16 protein-coding genes are annotated in these 20,079 nt (G+C 53.6%); 8 read left to right on the top strand and 8 right to left on the bottom strand.

All coding sequences use genetic code 11. From position 1 onward, the window contains the following. The first annotated feature begins 9 nt into the window (after positions 1 to 9). From AC6I8X_RS24620 to AC6I8X_RS24640, 5 genes are all read left to right on the top strand, one after another. A complete protein-coding gene (locus tag AC6I8X_RS24620; protein WP_497841484.1) occupies positions 10 to 1,146 on the top strand; it encodes an efflux RND transporter periplasmic adaptor subunit in 1,137 nt (378 codons plus the stop codon). Then, positions 1,143 to 4,226: an efflux RND transporter permease subunit gene (locus AC6I8X_RS24625; RefSeq protein WP_497841485.1), complete on the top strand. Its 3,084-nt coding sequence runs from the start codon at positions 1,143 to 1,145 to the stop codon at positions 4,224 to 4,226. Before AC6I8X_RS24620 ends, AC6I8X_RS24625 begins: the two co-directional genes overlap by 4 nt. Next, positions 4,223 to 4,927, top strand: coding sequence for a heavy metal response regulator transcription factor (locus AC6I8X_RS24630; RefSeq protein WP_313684799.1), 705 nt, complete (start codon positions 4,223 to 4,225; stop codon positions 4,925 to 4,927). The genes AC6I8X_RS24625 and AC6I8X_RS24630 overlap by 4 nt, the downstream gene beginning before the upstream one ends. Further along, positions 4,911 to 6,311 carry a heavy metal sensor histidine kinase gene (locus AC6I8X_RS24635; RefSeq protein WP_313684797.1) on the top strand — a complete coding sequence of 467 codons (1,401 nt, stop codon included), beginning with the start codon at positions 4,911 to 4,913 and terminating at the stop codon, positions 6,309 to 6,311. Before AC6I8X_RS24630 ends, AC6I8X_RS24635 begins: the two co-directional genes overlap by 17 nt. Before the next feature lie 96 nt (positions 6,312 to 6,407). After that, positions 6,408 to 6,698 carry a hypothetical protein gene (locus AC6I8X_RS24640; RefSeq protein ID WP_313684795.1) on the top strand — a complete coding sequence of 97 codons (291 nt, stop codon included), beginning with the start codon at positions 6,408 to 6,410 and terminating at the stop codon, positions 6,696 to 6,698. Positions 6,699 to 6,752: 54 nt separating this feature from the next. Here AC6I8X_RS24640 and AC6I8X_RS24645 read toward each other — a convergent pair whose 3' ends face one another. The 6 genes from AC6I8X_RS24645 to AC6I8X_RS24670 all read right to left on the bottom strand — a co-directional run bounded on the left by AC6I8X_RS24645 (position 6,753) and on the right by AC6I8X_RS24670 (position 11,926). Continuing rightward, complete coding sequence (locus tag AC6I8X_RS24645; RefSeq protein ID WP_313684793.1) at positions 6,753 to 7,361, bottom strand: undecaprenyl-diphosphatase; 609 nt, start codon at positions 7,359 to 7,361, stop codon at positions 6,753 to 6,755. 19 nt (positions 7,362 to 7,380) lie between these two features. Then, positions 7,381 to 8,721, bottom strand: coding sequence for a sensor histidine kinase (locus AC6I8X_RS24650; protein ID WP_313684791.1), 1,341 nt, complete (start codon positions 8,719 to 8,721; stop codon positions 7,381 to 7,383). Further along, positions 8,697 to 9,365, bottom strand: a complete 669-nt coding sequence (locus AC6I8X_RS24655) for a response regulator transcription factor (protein ID WP_497841486.1) — start codon at positions 9,363 to 9,365, stop codon at positions 8,697 to 8,699. Before AC6I8X_RS24655 ends, AC6I8X_RS24650 begins: the two co-directional genes overlap by 25 nt. Next, entirely contained in the window at positions 9,362 to 9,988 is a 627-nt protein-coding gene (locus tag AC6I8X_RS24660; RefSeq protein ID WP_313684787.1) for a DedA family protein, read from the bottom strand. The genes AC6I8X_RS24655 and AC6I8X_RS24660 overlap by 4 nt, the downstream gene beginning before the upstream one ends. Positions 9,989 to 10,005: 17 nt before the next feature. After that, on the bottom strand, positions 10,006 to 10,776 hold the full coding sequence (locus AC6I8X_RS24665) for a COG4705 family protein (protein ID WP_313684785.1): 771 nt from the start codon (positions 10,774 to 10,776) through the stop codon (positions 10,006 to 10,008). A 118-nt stretch (positions 10,777 to 10,894) separates the two neighbouring features. Continuing rightward, a complete protein-coding gene (locus AC6I8X_RS24670) occupies positions 10,895 to 11,926 on the bottom strand; it encodes a substrate-binding domain-containing protein (RefSeq protein ID WP_497841487.1) in 1,032 nt (343 codons plus the stop codon). Between the two features lie 260 nt (positions 11,927 to 12,186). Between AC6I8X_RS24670 and AC6I8X_RS24675 the strand changes: the two genes are divergently transcribed. Then, positions 12,187 to 14,580, top strand: coding sequence for a membrane-bound PQQ-dependent dehydrogenase, glucose/quinate/shikimate family (locus tag AC6I8X_RS24675; protein WP_497841488.1), 2,394 nt, complete (start codon positions 12,187 to 12,189; stop codon positions 14,578 to 14,580). Between the two features lie 34 nt (positions 14,581 to 14,614). Here AC6I8X_RS24675 and iolE read toward each other — a convergent pair whose 3' ends face one another. Both iolE and AC6I8X_RS24685 read right to left on the bottom strand, forming a co-directional pair. Further along, the gene (gene iolE, locus AC6I8X_RS24680; protein ID WP_497841489.1) at positions 14,615 to 15,514 is read right to left on the bottom strand and encodes a myo-inosose-2 dehydratase; all 900 of its coding nucleotides are present in this window, start codon (positions 15,512 to 15,514) and stop codon (positions 14,615 to 14,617) included. Between the two features lie 71 nt (positions 15,515 to 15,585). Then, positions 15,586 to 16,410: a sugar phosphate isomerase/epimerase family protein gene (locus tag AC6I8X_RS24685; protein ID WP_497841490.1), complete on the bottom strand. Its 825-nt coding sequence runs from the start codon at positions 16,408 to 16,410 to the stop codon at positions 15,586 to 15,588. A 253-nt stretch (positions 16,411 to 16,663) separates the two neighbouring features. Between AC6I8X_RS24685 and AC6I8X_RS24690 the strand changes: the two genes are divergently transcribed. Beyond that, positions 16,664 to 18,094, top strand: a complete 1,431-nt coding sequence (locus AC6I8X_RS24690) for a sugar porter family MFS transporter (protein ID WP_497841491.1) — start codon at positions 16,664 to 16,666, stop codon at positions 18,092 to 18,094. 263 nt (positions 18,095 to 18,357) lie between these two features. Next, positions 18,358 to 20,070 (top strand): nitrilase-related carbon-nitrogen hydrolase, encoded by a 1,713-nt coding sequence (locus tag AC6I8X_RS24695; protein ID WP_497841492.1) that lies wholly within the window; start codon positions 18,358 to 18,360, stop codon positions 20,068 to 20,070. Positions 20,071 to 20,079 lie beyond the last annotated feature (9 nt).

Here is a 20,079-nt window from a genome sequence, read left to right on the forward strand (position 1 = left end):
TGAGGCACCATGGATCTTCGACATAAAGGAACGTTATTACTGATCGCCGGTTTGGTGATTGGCTGCGGCAGCTGGTATTTCTGGCCCCGACAACAGGCCGATGCGGCAATGAAACCTGCCAACACCCCGGCGTTAGTCAGCATGGTGACCGCCACGGTCAAACCACTGCCCATCACCCTGAACACCCAGGGCCATATTATCGCGCTGAATCAGGTCGATATTCAGGCGCAGATTACCGGCACGGTGAAGACGGTGGCTTTCCATGAAGGAGATTTTGTGAAAGCCGGACAGCTGCTATTCACTCTCGACAATGCCAGCCAGAGCGCAGCTTACGATCGCGCCGTGGCGGCACTCGGCGAATCCAGAGCATTGCTGGTCAAAGCGCAAAATGACCTGCAACGTGGTCGGGCGCTGAAGGCGAAAAACTACATTTCCATGTCTGACTGGGACACGCTGCAAAGTAACGTCCAGCAGTATCAGGCGCAGTACAAAGCGGCGCAGCAGGATGTGCAGACCGCCGACGTGACGCTCGGCTACACCCGTATCGTCGCGCCGGTCAACGGCAAAACCGGCGCGCTCAATGTCCATCCGGGCAGTCTGGTGCAACCCGGCAGCACCCTGCCACTGGTTTCGCTGATGCAGTTCGATCCGATTGGTGTGTCCTTTACCTTGCCGGAAAAAGACCTGAAACCCGTGCTGATGGCGCAGGCAAAGGGGCCGGTGACCGTATGGGTCGAGAATGCCAGCGGTACACCGACCGCCGGTAAGCTGGATTTCATCGATAACAGCGTCAGCACCGCCAGCGGCACTATCACCCTCAAAGCCCAGTTCAGCAACAGCAATACGCTGCTGTGGCCGGGCCTGTTCCAGAATGTGAAGGTGGATGCAGGTGTCACCCCGGACGCCGTGGTGCTGCCACCGCAGGCGGTGCAGAACGGACCGGATGGGCATTTTGTTTATGTGATCGACAAGCAAAATCGGGCGGTGGTGCAACCGATAACGCTGCTGCGTATCCAGCAGGCGTTAGCGGTAGTCACCGGCATTACCCAGGGAACCCGTGTCGTCAATGAAGGTGCCAATAATCTGCGCCCTGGTGCCGCTGTGCAGATCGCCAGCAATATTGATAAGGCGATGATGCAACCATGAAATTCTCAGAACTCTGTTTGCAGCGGCCCATCGCCGTGCTGTTGTTGTGGATTGCCGTGATGGTAGCGGGTGTGGTGTGCTGGAATAATCTGCCAGTGGCCGCCCTGCCGACCTTCGATACGCCAACCATTAAAGTCAACGCGTCACTTTCTGGTGCCAGTCCGGAAACTATGGCTTCCTCGGTTGCCACGCCGCTGGAGAAAAACCTGGCGACCATTCCCGGTGTGGCGATGATGACCTCGACCAACCTGGAAGGCGCGACCACCATCGTGCTGGAATTCGATCCCTCGGTGAACATTGATTCGGCGTCGGTGGATGTGCAGGCGGCGTTGTACCAGTCGTTAAAAAAACTGCCGTCGCAAATGACCACGCCGCCAACCTTTAAAAAGGTTAACCCGGCAGACGCGCCGATTGCGCAGATCAGTCTCGACTCCCCGTCGATGACCTTGTCCGACCTTAACCGCTACTCGGACGATCTGATTTCACCCTCGCTGTCGATGATCAAGGGGGTGGCGGAGGTAACAGTCATCGGCCAGAAACGTTATGCGGTGCGTGTCGAAGTCGATCCGGCCAAACTCGCCGCCACGGACATGACGCTGGAAGAACTCCATACCGCGCTGAAAGCAGCCAATGACAATTCGCCGGTAGGCGAGCTGGATGGCAAACGGCAGATGATGATGTTGCAGACCAATGGCGATCTGCGTAATGCCAGCGATTTCAGCAATGTGGTGGTAGCGACCCGCAACGGTCAGCCGGTGCGCCTTTCTGATATCGCCAGCGTACAGGACAGCATCGAAAACACCCTCAGCCACAGCGCCGTCAACAATCACACCGCTATCGTACTCAGCATCACTCGCCAGCCAGGTGCCAACCTGGTGGCGACGCTGGATAGCATTAAACAGCTGATGCCAAAATTGCAGCAGCAGATGCCGTCATCGGTGCATATGCAGCTGCTTAATGACCGTTCTATCTCGATTCGTAACGCGATCCACGATGTCAATATCACCCTGCTGCTGACCATCGCACTGGTGATCATGGTGATTCTGCTGTTCCTGCGCCATGTACGTGCCACGGTGATCCCGGCGCTCAGCGTGCCCATCTCGCTGCTGGGATCCTTTGCCCTGATGTACGCCTTTGGCCTGAGCCTCGACAATATCTCGCTAATGGGGCTAACGATTGCCGTCGGCCTGGTGGTCGATGACGCCATCGTGGTACTGGAAAATATCATGCGCTATATCGAGGAAGGGATGGAACCTAAGCAGGCGGCGCTGAAAGGGGTTAAAGAGGTCGGCTTTACGGTGGTATCGATCTCGCTTTCGCTGGTGGCGGTGTTTATCCCGATCTTCTTTATGCCCGGCACCATGGGCCTGCTGTTTCACGAATTTGCCTGGGTGGTGTCCCTCGCCATTCTGGTTTCTGCGGCGGCGTCACTGACCATCATTCCGTTGTTAGTACCGATGCTGTTTCGCCACGATCCCCATCAGGATAAACCGGAACCGGCCTGGAGCCAGCTGTTTGAACGGATGTTTGAAAACCTGCGGCAGCGCTATGCCCAGGGTCTGAACTGGGCAGTGGATCACCGCACGGTTATGTTGTCGGTGGCAGCACTGACGGTGGCACTGACTGCCTGGCTGTATGTCAGCGCCCCCAAAGGATTCTTTCCCCAGGAGGATATCGGCCAGGTGACGGCCAATATTGATACGCCGCAGGATATGTCCTACGACGCACGCAAGAACGTGGCTTTCCAGCTCGGGAACACCCTGCTGAAAGACAGCGCGGTCGAGACCATTGTGACCAAAGTGGACCACGACACGACCCAGCTGAATCTGACCCTGAAGGATCAAAGCCAGCGCCCGGCGATGGCGCAGGTGTTGCAGCAGCTGCGCAGCGAAACCCGCTATCTGCCCGGCATTAAGGTGTACTTCAGCCCGGTGCAGAACTTCAAAGTGGGTGGCCGTTCGGCAAAAAGCACTTACCAGTACACCCTGCAATCTGTCAGTAGCAGCAGTGGCCTGAGCCTGAATGATTACACCAACCAGCTGATGGCGGAGATGAACAAAAGCGGCGTGTTTGTTGGCGTCAACAGCGATGCCCAGCTTAATGGCCTGCAGGCGCAGCTGACCATCGACCGCAACAAAGCCTCGCTGCTTGGCGTGGATGTGGACCAGATCCGCAACAATCTGTACGACGCTTTCGGTACCTTGCAGGCTTCCACTATTTATGCCCCGGAAGACAGCTATGAAGTGATCATGGAAGTGCAGCAGCCGTTCCGCCAGGACGAGAGCGATTTGTCACAGATTTACGTCCGCTCCTCCTCCAATGACCTGCTGCCGCTCTCCACCTTTACCCATATCAGTCGCGTACAGGGTGTCACGGCGGTGAATCATCAGGGACAGCTGCCTGCGATTACCATTTCCTTTGACCTGGCGCCGGGCAAGTCCCTGTCGGATGCCACCCAGGCCATCACTCAGGCGGAGAATAATATCAATCTGCCGTCCACCGTGTTTGGCAGCTATGCCGGACAGGCGGCGTTGTTCCAACAGTCACAGACCAGCCAGGTCTGGCTGATTGTGCTGGCGCTGGCGGTGATTTACGTGATTCTGGGTATGCTGTATGAAAGCTGGATCCATCCGGTGACCATTTTGCTGGGTCTGCCCTCGGCGGCGGTCGGGGCGCTAATGGCACTGCGGCTGATGCAGCTGGATCTGACCTTTATCGCCATGATTGGTATTCTGCTGTTGATTGGGATCGTGAAGAAGAACGCCATCATGATGATCGACTTCGCGCTGTCAGCGCAGCGGGAACAGGGTATGAGTGCACATGACGCCATTATTCAGGCCTGCTTGCAGCGTTTTCGGCCGATAATGATGACAACCCTGTGCGCCATTATGGGTGCTTTGCCCATTGCCTGCGGCTGGGGTGCCGGTGCCGAACTGCGCCAGCCGATGGGTGTGGCGGTGGTGGGCGGGCTGGTGTTCTCGCAGTTTATTACCTTATTTATTACGCCAGTGCTGTATCTGCTGTTTGACCGCACGGGTGCCCGTCTGGACGCACTGACCCATGCGACGGAGGAACCATGAGACTGTTGTTAGTAGAAGATCAAAGCATGGCGGCGGATTACATCGCCAAGGGCTTAAGAGAGAACGATTTTGTGGTGGATGTGGCAGCCAACGGTATCGATGGCCTGCATCTGCTGCTGACCAACGATTATGACCTGGCGATCCTTGATGTGATGCTGCCAGGCATCAATGGCTGGAAGCTACTGGAAATGGCGCGTCAGGCAGGACGCCCCACCCCGGTGATGTTCCTCACCGCGCGTGATGATGTCGAGGACCGCGTCAAAGGACTGGAGCTGGGTGCAGAAGATTATCTGATCAAACCTTTTTCCTTCAGCGAACTGCTGGCCCGTGCGCGGGTAATCCTGCGCCGCCAGACCAGCAACAGTGTGGTGGTCAGTGACGAGTCGCAATTACAGATTGGCGGGTTGGTGCTCGATTTTGTTAAACACAAAGTGACCCGCGATGGTAACCGTATCGAACTGACACAAAAAGAATTCCTGCTGCTAAGCCTGCTGATGCGGCGCAGCGGCGAAGTATTGTCGCGCACGGTGATAGCTGAGCAGGTGTGGGATATGAACTTCGACCCGGAAACTAACGTGATTGATGTGGCGATACGGCGTCTGCGCGGTAAGATTGATGATAACTATGATGTAAAACTGCTGCACACCATTCGCGGCGCAGGTTATGTGTTGGAAGAACAAGAGCATGCTGATACCCCGTAATGTCCCGATCACCGTTCGTCTGACGTTGTTCTTTTCCGTGGCGATGGCCATTGTGTTGTATAGCGTTTCCGGATTGCTGTATCAAACCTTACGCGATCAGCTGAATACCAAAGATGTCAATGAACTGCGCAGTACCTTACAGATCCAAAAGGAAATTGCCAGCACCATCAGTGAACGCCAGGGACCACAGGAGCAGTGGCAAAACGAGCTGTTTGAATTTATCGCCGAGCAGGATCGCCTGTCGCTGCGCATTATCAGTCCGGATGGCAAGATCTGGTCGCAATCGAAGAACATGCGCGTCCCTGAAGCCAATTACCCTGCTCCCACAACCCGCTTCAATTACTCCAGCTGGCGGCATCGTGATGGCGATCATCATGAAAAATACCTGATCACCGCCACCACCTTCACCCTGAAAGACAAAGAACTCTGGACCGTGCAGGCGGCGCTGAATGTTTCCCGCAACAATGAAATCATTGAGAACTACTGGGCGCGGATGCAAATCGCCGCCGCGCTGGCAATCCTGCTATTTGCTGCCTGTGGCTACGGCCTGGCGCGCCGGGGATTGCAGCCCTTACGCGTGATCAGTCGCCGGATTGAGAACATCAATGTTGAGGAGCTGCATACCCGGCTTTCCATCGAGCGTTGGCCGTCAGAACTGGTGGTGCTGGCAGCATCATTCGATAGCATGATGACCCGGCTGGAGGCATCTTTTGCCCAGCTGACGCGCTTTTCCTCCGATCTGGCGCATGAACTGCGCGGCCCGATCAATAACCTGATTTCTGCCGCCAGCGTCACGCTCAATCAGCCGCGCAACCCGACGGAATATCAGGAAACGCTGGAGGCGATAGTGGAAGAAGGTGAACGGCTGTCGCGCACCATTTCTTCGATGCTGTTTCTGGCGCGTGCCGATAATAGCCGTGAACCACTGAAGAAAGAGACGTTAAATAGCGAAACAGAATTCAGACGCCTGACGGGTTTTTACGAGATTCTGGCAGAAGAAAAAAATATTACCCTGACCCAGCAGGGTGCCTTAACCTTTGCTGCCGATCCGCTGCATTTTCAGCGCGCTATGGCTAATCTGTTATCCAATGCGCTGCATTATACGCCATCGGGTGGGCATATTATTCTCCGCGCACGGCGGGACAATGACTGGCTGTATTTCAGCGTAACGGATAATGGTGAAGGTGTCGCACCTGAACATATTCCGCATTTATTTGAGCGTTTTTACCGCGCAGATGAATCGAGAAGCAGCGCGGAAAACACCGGGCTGGGTTTAGCCATCGTAAAAACCATTGCTGAATTACACGGCGGTAAAGTCAGTGTTAAAAGCGAATTGAATAAAGGCAGTACCTTCACCCTGATATTACCGGATACCCCGGCCTGACAAAATTGTCATCTCCCCGTTGCAGTCGGGTCACCACCTGCGTGAGAAAATGATGCTGTAAACAAAACAGTAATCGTTAAATCACGAGGTGACCCTATGAAACAGAAACTCATTGCTATTGTACTTGGCGCATTATCTTTGCTGGCAGTTACTCAGGTAGAAGCCAATACCGGTGTCGAACGCACCGCCAATACCTGGCTATTGACGCCAGCCAGCTGGCATCCCAACCCCAGTAAAACCCATGAAAATTACCCGTTCGATTTGCAGGAAAGCAAAATCAATATGGGTGATGCGGAACCCTTCCACCATTATAATAACGACGATGCATTGCATCCGATGACCGATAAATCAGTCAGTTCGCCGGTTTATCATCAAAAAAGTCAGTAATTAAATCCGTAGCGGCGTAATTTATTGCGCGATAAATTGCGCCGCTACAACTCATTAATGTTTTACGCGGGTATTTCGCAGGTAACCAAAAATAGCATCATTCAGTCGATACAACTGCTTAAACAGCGGAATCAGGATGTACTCTGCTTTCTTCACACCCCATGAACAGAACCAGGCGACCAATACCGAACCCAGCATATCGGCCGGGAAATGCACACCCATATAAATCCGTCCCCAGGCAATAAACAGGCTTAACAGCAACAGACTGACCCCGGTATAAATCCGTTGCCCTAACAGGAAACTAAAGGCGACGGCACAGGCCAGCGTCATATGGTCACTCGGGAACGAAGAATCAGCCACATGGCTAATAAAAGTGTGACCAATTGGTACCATAAATGGTCGCGGATGCGGGAAGAAATCCCCAATCACCAGATTTACCGACAACGCCAGTAAAGCGGATATCAGCGCCAGTAACGCCACCTGTTGTTTTTCCGTTTTAAAACTGAACCAGTAAATAAGTAGCGCAAGAGGGAAAATAAAAACCAGCCAGGCTGCACAGGCATTACCTATGGTCAGCATTAAGGATGATGCATGCACTGGCGCATTAATCAGCAGAAAAAGGGTGTCGTTAATCTTTCCTGCCGTTTCAGAAGTCAGAAACATCGTGTTCTCCTTGTGGATATTAAGATAATGGCAAAGTAATACTGACTTTCAGCCCGGAAATAGCCTGAGTTGCATCAGTAAGTTTTACTTCCCCTTTCATGCGCGCCACCATAGCGCTAACGATGGATAAACCCAGCCCAGAGCCCGTTACATCGCTGCCTTCTATACGATAAAATGCATCAAATACCCTTTCTCTTTTATCGGCAGGGATTCCGGGGCCGGAATCCTCAACCTCAATAAAGACGAAAGCATCATTATTATTAATACCAATATCAATCCTGCCTTCCGCAGGCGTATATTGAATCGCGTTATGTACGATATTGCGTAATACGGTATACAGCGCCGAGGGATGAGCCGCGATCTTTGCCTGACTCTCGCCTACCACCCCGATATCGATTGATTTCTTTTCCGCCAGCGGGTGCAAATCGGATATCACCTGCTTCACCACGTCAAACACCGCGATATCGTCCGGTGCAGGAATTTTGGCAATTTCACCGCCCTGTGCCCGGCTCAGGCTAAGTAATTGTTCTACCAGCCAGGCTGTCCGCTTCATCCCTGCGCGCAAACTCGTCAGCCGCTGACGACTCTCGTCTGGCATCGCGACAGATGCCAGCAGTTCGGCCTGGAGCATCAGCGCCGTCAGCGGAGAACGCAGCTCATGGGCTGCATCCGCCACAAAACGACGCTGAAGCTCCACCGATTCAGCCGCACGTTTCAGCAGGCGATTAATCGCAGTGATAAACGGGGTGATCTCCCGTGGCATCGCTTCATTACTCAGAGCGATACTGAGATCATCATTTTGCCGGTCCACATCTTCAGCCAGTTTGCGTATCGGACGGAAAATCTTTCTGACCAGATCGGCCGCCAGGTACAGCAGCACAGGAAACAGAATGCAGAACGGCACCAGGGTGCGCAGGGCTGACCACAGCGCAACACTTTCGCGCACGGAAGCACGCTGCGCCACCGCCAGCCGGATGCCATCATGCACATCCTCAATCAGCACGCGGTAGCTGTGGTGATCAATCGGCAGCGTATAGAATCCCGCAGGCAACTGACGCGGCCAGCCAAAACGATCCGGTGCCTGATCACCCGGCATGATGAAATGCACCAGGATGCGCGAGGCTTCCTCATCCTGGAGCGGCGGGCTGATAAAACTGCTGCTGCGTGGTGTCAGCATGCCGTCTTTGGCAAGGCTGGCAATTTGCTGCAACGAGGAGTCCTGCAATTCATGCGCTTCATCCCAGGCGGAGAGAAAGCCCAGCACGCCGCTCAGCAGGGCTATGCCGCCGATCGCCATACACAGGACAAAAGACAGGCGAAATTGCACCGAGTCGCTCAGTCGTTTTTTGAGACTTTCCATCCCACGCCCCGGATATTCCTGATGGCATCACTGCCCAATTTCTTGCGCAGCGCATGGATAAAATACTCCACCGCGTTGCTTTCCACTTCCTCACCCCAACCGTAGATTTTTCCTTCCAGCTCGCTACGAGAGAAGATTTGGCCAGGTTGCATCAACAACGCCTGCAACAGGGCATATTCCCTGCCAGATAAGCTGTATCTTTGATTGCTGGCGACATGCAGCACTTCACGCGTCGCGGGATCGAGCACGAGGATGCCGTTGCTTAATAGCGGAGTGGCGTGACCCGCTTTACGCCGCATCACTGCCCTGGCGCGCGCCAGTAGTTCGCTCATCTCAAAGGGTTTTAAGATGTAATCGTCCGCGCCGGAATCCAGTCCCTGCAAACGGTCTTCCAGCGCATCACGCGCGGTGACAATCACCAGCGGCACGGGATTGCCACGCCCGCGCACCTCGCGCAGCACCTCAAAACCGTTACGGCAAGGCAAGCCGAGATCGAGCAGCACCAGATCGTAGTCATGCGTTTCGAGGCTGAGTAACGCCTGCGCACCGTCACGTACCCAGTCCGTAGCGTACGAGGCATCCTTAAGTGCCGCCTCGACCGCAGAGCCAATCATGCGGTCATCTTCGACCAGCAACACTCTCATGGCAGATCCTGTGCTGCCGGGCGCAGAAACGCCGACACCACCGGCAGCAACGAGAATGCAACGATCAGTAGCGCCAGCCATTCGCGATGGTCGCGTACCCAGGCCAAATCACCGAGAAAATATCCCAGGGTGACAAACCCGCCACACCAGGCAATCGCACCGGCCAGATTCCACAGCAGAAACTTCGTGCGTGGCATTGAAGATAAACCAGCCATAAAAGGCGCGAGGCTGCGAACAATCGGCACAAAGCGACTAATAAAAACCGTCGCGCTGCCATATTTCTCGAAGAAGGTTTCTGCTTTTAAACGGTGTTGTTCTTTTACCCATTTGCGGTGAAGGATAAAACGCCCAATGGGGCCTTTCCCAATATGGTAATTCAGCGTATTACCGAGGAAAGCGGCACCCATCAGCGCCAGTATAATCAGCAGTGGCGAAAGATGAGTTGCCGGTAAAAAAGCACCCAGGGTAAATAATAAGGAATCACCCGGCAGGAAAGGTAAAATAACCAACCCGGTTTCACAAAAGATAATGGCAGCAACAATGGCGATCACCATCACCGGGTCGGCATTCACCATATCGACAATATGATTGCCCGAGATAAAGTCCAACAGATGTTGTAGCATATTTTATCCCCGTAAATTCAGGCGTGCGGTGTATTGCGCGATGTCGGGTAAGACATGCTGGACACGCTAATTAAAATCACCATGGCAATCAGGAAAATAATATTCACCGGTGTCGTGCCGTATCCCAGCCCCCCCTCTTTAATCGGTTGCGAGAATAAATCCGCCAGTGACGCACCGAGCGGGCGTGTCAGGACATACACCGTCCAGAAACAGGCCACACTACTGAACACCGCCAGCCGCCACAGGAAGCAACAGATGGCAATCAATACCGCGAAGACCAACGTGGTGGACAAATATCCCAGTCCCAGTTTTTCTGCCAGAGCATCCCCGAGCGCCGTACCAAAAGCAAAGGTGATCATGATAGCTAACCAGTAATACAGCTCCCGGCCAGTGGTATTAATAGTGGTGAATTCCAGTGTGCCTTCGGTGCGATGCCAGAACATCAACACCATTACTAATGCCGAGCCAAACATGGCAACGGAATACAGTAGCGGCACCTGAAGTTGATCGGTTAAATAGTCGGTAATCAGCGTGCCGGTAATGCTTACCAGCAACACAGTCAGCCAGTAAAGCCATGGAATATAACGGTCTGATTTCAACTGAAACAACAGCGTAACGACAAACAGACCTGCGGCAATAATTGAGGTATGGGTCAGTCCAAATCCTAAACCAAAGTTAATCCAGTCAGCCCCGGTTTCCCCCACCGTTGTTGACATCATTTTTAGCACCCAAAACAACAGGGTAACCTGCGGAACTTTAGTTTTTAGTTCGTTTAATGTGTCAGTCATCATGGCACTCCCCATCAGCGTATTGTCGCTATGATGACGAGTGAAACTTAAAACACCCTTAAAGGAGGTTAATTATTGGGGAACAGCTGAAACGGCAGAGAGGGCCTGCCGTTGCACATTACAACGCCGGTAGCGTAAAGCGGGTGAGGATTTCTATCGGTAAAAAGGTATGGGAAGCAAAAGCCTGGTTATTTTTCATCGCCGCCAGCTTATCAACGGTTTCAAGTAACAACTTCGCGATATCCTGGGACAAGATGTAATCGATCTTCTCGGCAAGAATCAGTTTTTCCGTCACCTTATTAATTTCATGGGTGATCACAATTGGTCGGATGGCACTCTGGCATTCATCCAGCGCCGCAGCCAGCCCGGCGTTGCCCCCGGCAACATTGTAGACAGCGCGCAGAGTAGGATCGTTACGCAGCAGTTGCACTGCAGCATCGTAGGTTTGCTGGGTGTTATCGTTGCCGGAAATCACCTCTGCCACGCTCACTGAAGGCAGGGTTTTCCTGATCTGCGCCCGAAAACCAATTTCCCGGTCATCGTGGCAACTGTAGGAAAGCGTACCGACAATCACCGCTACGCTCGCATGGGTGTCATGCTGTAAATGCCTGCCGAGGATAAAGCCCGCCGCCTGCCCGGCTGCGCGGTTATTGATGCCGACATAGGCATCCCTGGCATCAGGATCGAGATCGCTGACTAACGCAACAATATGCTTCCCCTGCTGCCTGAGTTTCTGCACCGCGGCATTGATGATCGGGGTGTTCTTCGCCACCACAGCAATGCCATCCGCATGTTCCGCCTGCTGATACAGCAGACGCACCACATCGTCGTCCTGCACATCGGAACAGCTGGTAATATCGAGGCTGACATTGCGCGCATCCAGCTGATTTTTGATCTTCTGCGCCGTGGCGATCACCGATTCGTTGTACTCCTCGCTGGCCTGCACCACCACCGAGAAACTGGCTTGTTGTGTCACTGAGGCAAGTTGCACACCACCCGCCGCCTGGACCAGTAATGAGGAATAAGCGCGCTGGACAACTTCAACCGTTTTTGGGTTGACGCCGGGTCGATGATTGAGGACACGATCGATAGTTGCCCGGCTCAATTGCGTTGCCGCGACCAGCTCTTTCATGGTGGGTTTACGGTTCATAAACAATAGCCTGCCTTCAGTGGTCCATTCCTGCCGATGTTAACCCATCTGTTACCCGGAAGTCTCCGGAAAACCCCATGATTCATAATGATACCTCCTTTGCCTCATTTTGTTATTTAATTGAGACATATTTGTATCATTTTGTTCTCATTATGATCTAAAATCGCCACCTCGCCTCATGTGAGAATAATTCTCAAAGGCGATCAGGTTATCTGGCTGATGTTTAGCCTCCATCATTATCGTTAACTGGGCATATTAAAATGAGAAAAATGGGATGGTTACCTCCCCTGATCGGCGTCGTGATTGCTCTGGCAGGACTCGCGCTGGGCGCAGGCGGTGGGTATCTTGCGGTACTCGGCGGCTCATGGTTTTACCTTTTCACCGGGATCGTCTGGCTGCTAACAGGCTGGACACTGCTCCGCAGGCAATTTATTGCCTGGTCGCTAACGCTGGCGATGACGCTGATTGCTGTCATATGGGCGTTGTGGGAAACCGGCACTGACTTTTGGCAGTTCCTGCCCCGCGTCATTGTCTTTGTGGTGTTTGGTGTACTTGTCTCAGTCTGCGTGCCTCATTTGCATCGCAAAGATGGCAGCCAGCCGGTCAGTACCAAAGCTGCCTTCGCGGTTGCCGGTGTCTATGCCGTGAGTTTCGTGGCGTTACTTGCCGGGATGTTCGTGCCGCACGCTGAGGTTGAAGCTTCTGGCGACAGCGCCAAAGTGATTCATCCTGAGGCCGGGAAAGCCGATGGCAAAGACTGGCCCGCCTGGGGACGCAATCTGGGTGGCAACAAATACGCGCAGTTTGATCAAATCAACAAGACCAACGTCAAAGATTTGCAGCTGGCGTGGAGTTATCGCACCGGCGATCTGGCGATTGATGGTTCCGAGTATCAGGTCACACCGCTGAAAATTGAAGATACGATGTACCTGTGCACCCCGCTGAATAAGGTGATTGCACTGGATCCCACCACCGGCAAGGAGCGCTGGCGTTTCGACCCGAACATGAAGGAAACCGCCAGCAACAAAGGCTGGAAACGCTGCCGTGGCGTTAGCTATGCCGATCTGTCAGCCATGCCAGCTCCCACCCCGGATGCTGCCCCGCTGGCAACCTGTCGCAAGCGTATCGTCAGCAACACCAACGATGGCCGCCTGTTCGAGCTGGATGCGGAAACAGGCAAGCTTTGCGAAGATTTTGGTGACAAAGGTTATGTTGACCTGACCGCTGATATTGGTTCCAGCCCGGAAGAAGGTTCGTATTACCTGACATCCGCCCCGCTGGTGGCTGATGGCGTGATCATGGTGGGCGGCAAACTGAACGACAACATGTCTACCGGCGAACCTTCCGGCGTAGTGCGCGGTTTTGATGTGCGCAGCGGTAAATTGCTGTGGGCCTTCGATCCGGCACGACCTGACGACAGCACCCCGTTGCCACCCGGTCAGCACTATGCACCGGAGTCCCCGAACTTCTGGGGTACCGCGTCTTATGATCCGAAACTCGGACTGGCCTATTTCCCCACGGGCAACCAGACACCGGATTTCTGGACCGGCAATCGTCACCCCTACTCGGATGAATTTAACGACTCTATCGTCGCTATCGAACTGAAAACCGGCAAACTGCGCTGGCACTTCCGTACGGCCAATAATGACCAGTTTGACTATGACGTTTCATCACAACCGATTCTGTACGATCTGCCGAATAAAGACGGCAGCACCACACCGGTGGTGATCCAGCTGACCAAGCGCGGTCAGGTATTTATGCTGGATCGCCGTGACGGTAAACCGGTAGCACCGGTGGAGTACCGCAAGGTCCCGACCGATGCTATGCCAGGCATGAAAGTGGCTGATACCCAACCCTATTCGGCGATTTCCGTCGGCGTCGAGCCGCTGAAGGAAGCCGATACCTGGGGTGCCACGCTGTTCGACCAGCTCTACTGCCGCATCGAGTTTAAGAAAATGCGCTGGGAAGGCGAGTGGACTCCGCTTTCTGATAAACAACGTACCCTGATCTGGCCGGGTTATTACGGTGGCTTTAACTGGGGTGGCGGTGCGCTGGATGCCTCAACCGGTACCTTAATCGTCAATGATATTCGCATGGCGATGTGGGGGCAGTTCATCAAACGAGAGGAAGCCGCGCAACACGGTCTGGTGCCGTCAACGGAAGGTGAATATTCCGAACAAAAAGGCACGCCATGGGGAGTGGAACGTTCAATGTTCCTGTCACCACTCGGCACGCCGTGCTTCAAACCGCCATTCGGCAGCATGACCGCCATCGATCTGGCGACGGGTAAAACGAAGTGGCAGGTGCCGATGGGCAGTATCCAGGATGCACCGATTCATGGCATCTTCCCGGGTGAAGGTGTGGTGCCACACGTTTATATTCCGATTGGCATGCCAACCCTGGGTGGCCCGTTAGTCACCGGCGGCGGACTGACCTTCTTCCACGGCACGCTCGATTACTTTATTCGTGCGCTGGATAACGATACCGGTAAAGAGTTGTGGCGTTCGCGCCTGCCGGTGGGTGGCCAGGGTGTGCCCATGACCTACATTGGCAAGGATGGTAAACAGTACGTGGTGGTGGTTGATGGTGGTGCGACCCGCACCGGCACTAACAAAAATCGCGGAGACTACGTTATGGCTTACGCCTTGCCATGATGCTCATCAGATGCCCGGCAATGCCGGGCATTTTTTACATGGCAAACGTGTGACGGATAAACTGACGCGCCCGGGCAACAGTGATTTCCGGGGGTTCCAGTGACGGGTCCTGTTCGGCCTCCACCACCATCCAGCCCTGATAGCCGCTTGCACGCACAAACTGCGCCAGCGGGGCAAAATCAATCGCGCCATCCCCCGGTACGGCAAACATCCCCTTTCTCACCGCATCGTTAAAGCTGAGATCATCCCGACGTACCTGCTGCAACACGTCGGCGCGGATATCCTTCAGATGGATATGATTAATCCGCTCACCAAACTCCTCCAGCAGGATTTGATAATCAAAACCCGCGGAGAAAGCATGGCCGGTATCCAGCAATAAACCGACGACAGGGCCGGTTGCCGCCATCACCGCCCTGACTTCATCCAGCTGTTCCGCCACCATCATCAGATGATGATGGTAAGCCAGCCCCAGTCCATAACGGGACTGCAGCTCGCTGGCAAATGCCGTGAGTCTGTCGCCATAAGCGCCGATCTGCGCAGCTGTCAGGGTGAGTCGCCCGCTCATCGCAATATCAAGCGCATTGTCCGGCATGTTGCCGCACTCACCGTACACCATGACGCTGGCACCGGTGTCGCGTAACAGGGTGGCAAAAGGCGCAACGGCGGCCAGTTCTTCATCGACACTACGCTGCGTCAGGAAGCCGCTGTGCCAGCCGGATGCGTGTTTCAGCGGGTACTGCTGAAGCAATGCAGTCAGCTCCACTGCCGTATGCGGAAATAAACGGCTCATTTCAACACCGTCGTAACCCGCAACTTTCGCACCGCTGAGGCACATGTCTGCGGTGGCATCCTGACCAAATTCCGCAATCACTTCATTGGCCCAGGATAATGGGCTGATAGCGATTGGCAGTTGATTGTTTTTTACCTGAGTCATAATGTTCCTCATCCATAGTCAGACATCCGGAATATAAAATCCCGGATGTTCGATAACAGAAATAATGACGATTAAGCGGCGTATTGCTTCAGGGAATGACACAGCGTCTTTGTGGTAATAACCGGATCTTTTTCCCAGATGGCCGGGCTGATTAATTCAACAGACCAGGCACCGTCATAGCCGGTGGCTTTAACCGCATCTGACCATTGCTGCAAATCAATCTCGCCTTCACCCGGCATACAGGAGCGCAGAATAGTTTCATCCCAGCTGTCGCTTTCATTTTTCGGTACGAATCCATCACAGAAATGGACGCCGAAAATATGATCTTTATTCATACGACTGACTTCCTCAGGGGTACATCCCGCTGCGTAGAAGTGCCAGAAATCGACCACAATACCGACGTTATTTTTACCGACACGCTCAATCACCTCAAGGCCTTGCTGAAGGGTTCTGAACTTAGTAAACGCCGGTAATTCAATCATATAACGCACACCGTAACGCTCACCGATGCTGGCTATCGCGGCGATATTGTCCGTCATAATATTCATGATCTTTTCATCGGAGAATTGGTCGATACCGTTTCTCGGCAGCACCATCACCGTGTCTGTGCCTAACTGCACCGCTTCCTGGGTAATTTTCTCTGCTTCGGCCAACAGCGCGGCACGATCGTCCTGTTCGAAACGTTCGATATGATCGAGGGCGCTGAGAAAAGATACCGTCAGACCCGCGTCATGGATTTGTTTTTTTAACACCTCAATCGTTCCGCCATTTTCCAGATAACGGACAAATTTTGGATAAAATATTTCCAGCGAATTAAATCCCGCCTCTTTGGCTAAGCGTATATCACTAATCAAATTTCCGTGCATTGTCGAAATACCATGCAGTGACGTAATCATTTTATTTCCTCTGACTCTCAGGGACTGAATGAAAACTTTCAGGCCGGGCAATGGCACCTGCGCCCCGCCTGATAAGTGGAGAAGCTGATCCCGATACTACCCAAATGAATGTTTTAAAAAATACACAAATGGCATTTTCATTTCATTCCTGTGAGAGCGATCATAAAATTGATACAAATATGATCATTTGAGTTGCAGCGTGAGACAGTAAAGATGATCACTAATGCATCATTGATAGCTCAGAGGTTCTGCGATGTCCTACGAACAAAAATTTAATGCCGGCTATGTGTATCTCATATGCTGCTGTGCTTCCCTCGGGGGCCTGATGTTCGGTTATTCTACCGCCGTCATCTCTGGCGCAATTTCACCGGTTAAAATGTATTTCGCTCTGTCACCCGCCGAAGTGGGTTGGGCGGTCTCCAGCATTATCGCCGGGGCGACGGTGGGTGCGTTGCTGGCCGGGACCATTGCCGAAAAAGTGGGACGCCGCCCTGCGCTGTTGCTGTCGTCGCTGGTGTTTATCGCTACATCACTGCTTTGTTCCCTGACGGATTCCTTTGAAGTGTTCTGGTCCGGACGCATCCTGTGCGGGTTCGCTGTCGGCGTCGCCGGTACCATTGCCCCGATGTATATGTCGGAAGTCGCCCCCACCGCCATCCGGGCAAAATGTTCGGGCCTGTTTAACCTGGCGATGGTCATTGGCGTGCTGGGCGTCTTTATCGTCAATTACACCATTGCCCGCGGTATGGATGATAACTGGATGCAAAATCAGGGATGGCGCTGGATGATGGGGTCGCAGCTGGTGCCTTCGGTGATCATGCTGGTGCTCAGTACCCTCATGCCCGAGTCACCGCAGTGGAATCTGCGTCATAACCACAGCGCCCGGGCGATTAGCTTGTATAGCCGCATCTACCCGCAATTCAACAGCGTGGAGGCACAGCAAATCTTTGCCGCCCAGCAGGCGAGAAACACCGGAGCCAAAATTAAAGGCAGCCTGCCTGACACGCCAGTGCTCAAATTTATTCTGGCGGTGGGCGTGATGATTGCCGTGCTTCAGCAGTTCACCGGTATCAATGTGATGAACTACTACGCACCACTGGTGCTGGAACAGGGATCCTCCGGCAAAGATGCGGTGCTGTTCCAGACGATTTTCATCGCCGTGGCCAATGGTGTCGGCGGCTTTATCGGCATGAATTTATTTGATCGCTATGGCCGGTTGCCGATCATGAAAATCGGTACTGCGGGTGCCACACTCGGCCTGCTTATCGCCTCGTGGGGTTTATACAGCCAGGATACCGGCTACTTAACCGTGTTCGGCATTCTGTTATTTATGGTGTCGTTTGCAATGGGCTGGGGTGCCGGTGCCTGGGTGCTGATTGCTGAAATCTTCCCGGAGAAAATCCGCAACGTCGGCATGAGTCTGGCGGTGAGCCTGATGTGGGTGGCGAATTTCATCATTACGCTGCTGTTCCCGATCGTTAATGATAATGCCTGGCTGCAAAGCCACTTTTACGGGGCGTTTTCGATGTGGATATTTGTGGGCTTCAATGTGATCTGCTATCTGTTCCTGGTGAAGTTTGTCCCGGAAACCAAAGGTGTCGCGCTGGAGGATATCGAAAAAATTGCCAGTGCGAAGATGCGCAAAAACGGTCGCCATGCTGCCGTTTCTGACATTGTGCGTTAAAAAATCATTCGCACCCGCCTGATGCATTTCGCTGCTTTTTTGCACCAGTTCTGTGCTCATGAAAAACGCTGGGCCTGATGAGAATATATAACCGAATGATTTTTAATGAATATTAAATATGGCACTTAATTTGCTTAAAAAAATCATCGCAGAGTCAAACGTTTTCAGACGTCGATAGCTAAGTTATCAGCATACGACCAGGCAAAGATGCCCCATTGTCCTTAACCGGCAATGGGGCTTTTTTTTTCTCAAGGAGCAAGACAATGATTAAAGAGCACCTGTCCGTTGCGGCGATTCAATTTGAACCGCAGCAATTCCGCAAAGAAGAAAATATTCAACGTTTGTGCGCCCTGGTGGAAGAGGCGGCACGTAATGGCGCTCAATTGATTGTCATGCCCGAAATGGGCACCACGGGCTATTGCTGGATGGATCGGGAAGAAGTGGCTGACTTTGTCGAGACCGTACCCGGTACGACTACCGCACGCTTTACGCAACTGTCTGCCCACTATGGCTGCTATCTGGTACTCGGTATGCCGGAAGTGGATAGCGTTACCGACCTGTATTACAACACCGCGGTGCTGATCGGCCCTGAGGGTGTCATCGGTAAACACCGCAAGACCCATCCTTATATCTCAGAACCTAAATGGGCCGCCAATGGCGATCTCGGTCATCAGGTCTTCGCCACGCCGATCGGTAATATCGCCCTGCTGATCTGCATGGACATCCATTTTATCGAAACGGCAAGGCTGGCCTGTGTGCAACAGGCCGATGTGATTTGCCACATCAGTAACTGGCTGGCGGAACGTACCCCGGCACCTTACTGGATCAATCGCGCCTATGAAAATGGCTGCTATCTGATTGAAAGCAACCGCTGGGGTGCCGAACGTGGCGTTCAGTTCAGCGGCGGCAGTTGCATCATCGATCCGGATGGCAACGTTCAGGCATGGCGAGACAGTGGTGATGGCATTGTGTATGGCGAATTATTGCCGGAAGTGACGCTACGCCCGCAGTTAACCCGCCGTCGCCCGGAGTTGTATAAAAGTTTAATGACGCACACCTTTATGTGGAATCCGCTTGATTTCTTCCGGCTTTACGATAAATTCCCGCTGCCGACGGGCAAACGCTCGCGTATCGCCGTGGCGCAGTTTACCCCGGTAAGCAACGTAGCAAGCAATCTGACCACCATCACCCACTGGGCCACTGCCGCCGCACAGGCTGGCGTGGAATTGTTAACCCTGCCGGAATACAGCCTGACCGGGCCTTATCTTTCCTCAGAGAGCGCCATTACTCAGCAGCATCCGGCCATTCATAACCTGATGGCACTGACGGCTCGCCTGCGCCTGTATCTGGTGCTGGGGATGGCAGAGAAAGATGACGAAAATAACTGCTACAACAGCGCATTGCTGATCGGCCCTGATGGCCTGGTCGGGCACTATCGGCAGACCCACCTCAGTGATGCCACCCGCGACTGGGCGCGTGCCGGTGATTGCTGGAAAACCTTTGACCTCCCCTGTGGCCGCGTGGGGCTCCTGTTGGGTGAAGACCTGCTGTATCCCGAAGCGGGACGGGTATTATCGATGCAGGGTTGCGATATTATCGCCTGTCCGGCCACGCTGGCGTTGCCGCCTTCGATGCCCCATCCGGGAACCGCAGTACCGCATAATTTTCCGATATCCACGGCGGCCTGCGATTACCACTGGCTGTTACCCCGTGTCAGAGCCGGTGAAAACAATGTTTATCTCAGTTATGCCAATGCCGATGCCAGTGGATTGAGCGGCAATTTTGGCCCGGACACCTTCGCCTGGCCACGGCAGGAAACGCTGATCACGGATGCCGAAGGCCTGGCGTTACTCGACATCGATACCAGCAATCTTGCTTCCGGTTATCCCACCAATGTGGTGCGCCGTAAAGATCTGGTGGCGATGCGTCAGCCACATTATTACCCCCTGCTGATCACGGTGGCAGAAGCGGATTAATGGAGAGGA

The organism is Pantoea sp. X-Soil-TKNS-1280 (genome assembly GCF_059730475.1).

Coding starts and splice junctions, on each gene's coding strand:
- AC6I8X_RS24620 (WP_497841484.1), top strand. CDS start 10: ATGGATCTTCGACATAAAGGAACGTTATTACTGATCGCCGGTTTGGTG.
- AC6I8X_RS24625 (WP_497841485.1), top strand. CDS start 1,143: ATGAAATTCTCAGAACTCTGTTTGCAGCGGCCCATCGCCGTGCTGTTG.
- AC6I8X_RS24630 (WP_313684799.1), top strand. CDS start 4,223: ATGAGACTGTTGTTAGTAGAAGATCAAAGCATGGCGGCGGATTACATC.
- AC6I8X_RS24635 (WP_313684797.1), top strand. CDS start 4,911: ATGCTGATACCCCGTAATGTCCCGATCACCGTTCGTCTGACGTTGTTC.
- AC6I8X_RS24640 (WP_313684795.1), top strand. CDS start 6,408: ATGAAACAGAAACTCATTGCTATTGTACTTGGCGCATTATCTTTGCTG.
- AC6I8X_RS24645 (WP_313684793.1), bottom strand. CDS start 7,361: ATGTTTCTGACTTCTGAAACGGCAGGAAAGATTAACGACACCCTTTTT.
- AC6I8X_RS24650 (WP_313684791.1), bottom strand. CDS start 8,721: ATGGAAAGTCTCAAAAAACGACTGAGCGACTCGGTGCAATTTCGCCTG.
- AC6I8X_RS24655 (WP_497841486.1), bottom strand. CDS start 9,365: ATGAGAGTGTTGCTGGTCGAAGATGACCGCATGATTGGCTCTGCGGTC.
- AC6I8X_RS24660 (WP_313684787.1), bottom strand. CDS start 9,988: ATGCTACAACATCTGTTGGACTTTATCTCGGGCAATCATATTGTCGAT.
- AC6I8X_RS24665 (WP_313684785.1), bottom strand. CDS start 10,776: ATGACTGACACATTAAACGAACTAAAAACTAAAGTTCCGCAGGTTACC.
- AC6I8X_RS24670 (WP_497841487.1), bottom strand. CDS start 11,926: ATGAACCGTAAACCCACCATGAAAGAGCTGGTCGCGGCAACGCAATTG.
- AC6I8X_RS24675 (WP_497841488.1), top strand. CDS start 12,187: ATGAGAAAAATGGGATGGTTACCTCCCCTGATCGGCGTCGTGATTGCT.
- iolE (WP_497841489.1), bottom strand. CDS start 15,514: ATGACTCAGGTAAAAAACAATCAACTGCCAATCGCTATCAGCCCATTA.
- AC6I8X_RS24685 (WP_497841490.1), bottom strand. CDS start 16,410: ATGATTACGTCACTGCATGGTATTTCGACAATGCACGGAAATTTGATT.
- AC6I8X_RS24690 (WP_497841491.1), top strand. CDS start 16,664: ATGTCCTACGAACAAAAATTTAATGCCGGCTATGTGTATCTCATATGC.
- AC6I8X_RS24695 (WP_497841492.1), top strand. CDS start 18,358: ATGATTAAAGAGCACCTGTCCGTTGCGGCGATTCAATTTGAACCGCAG.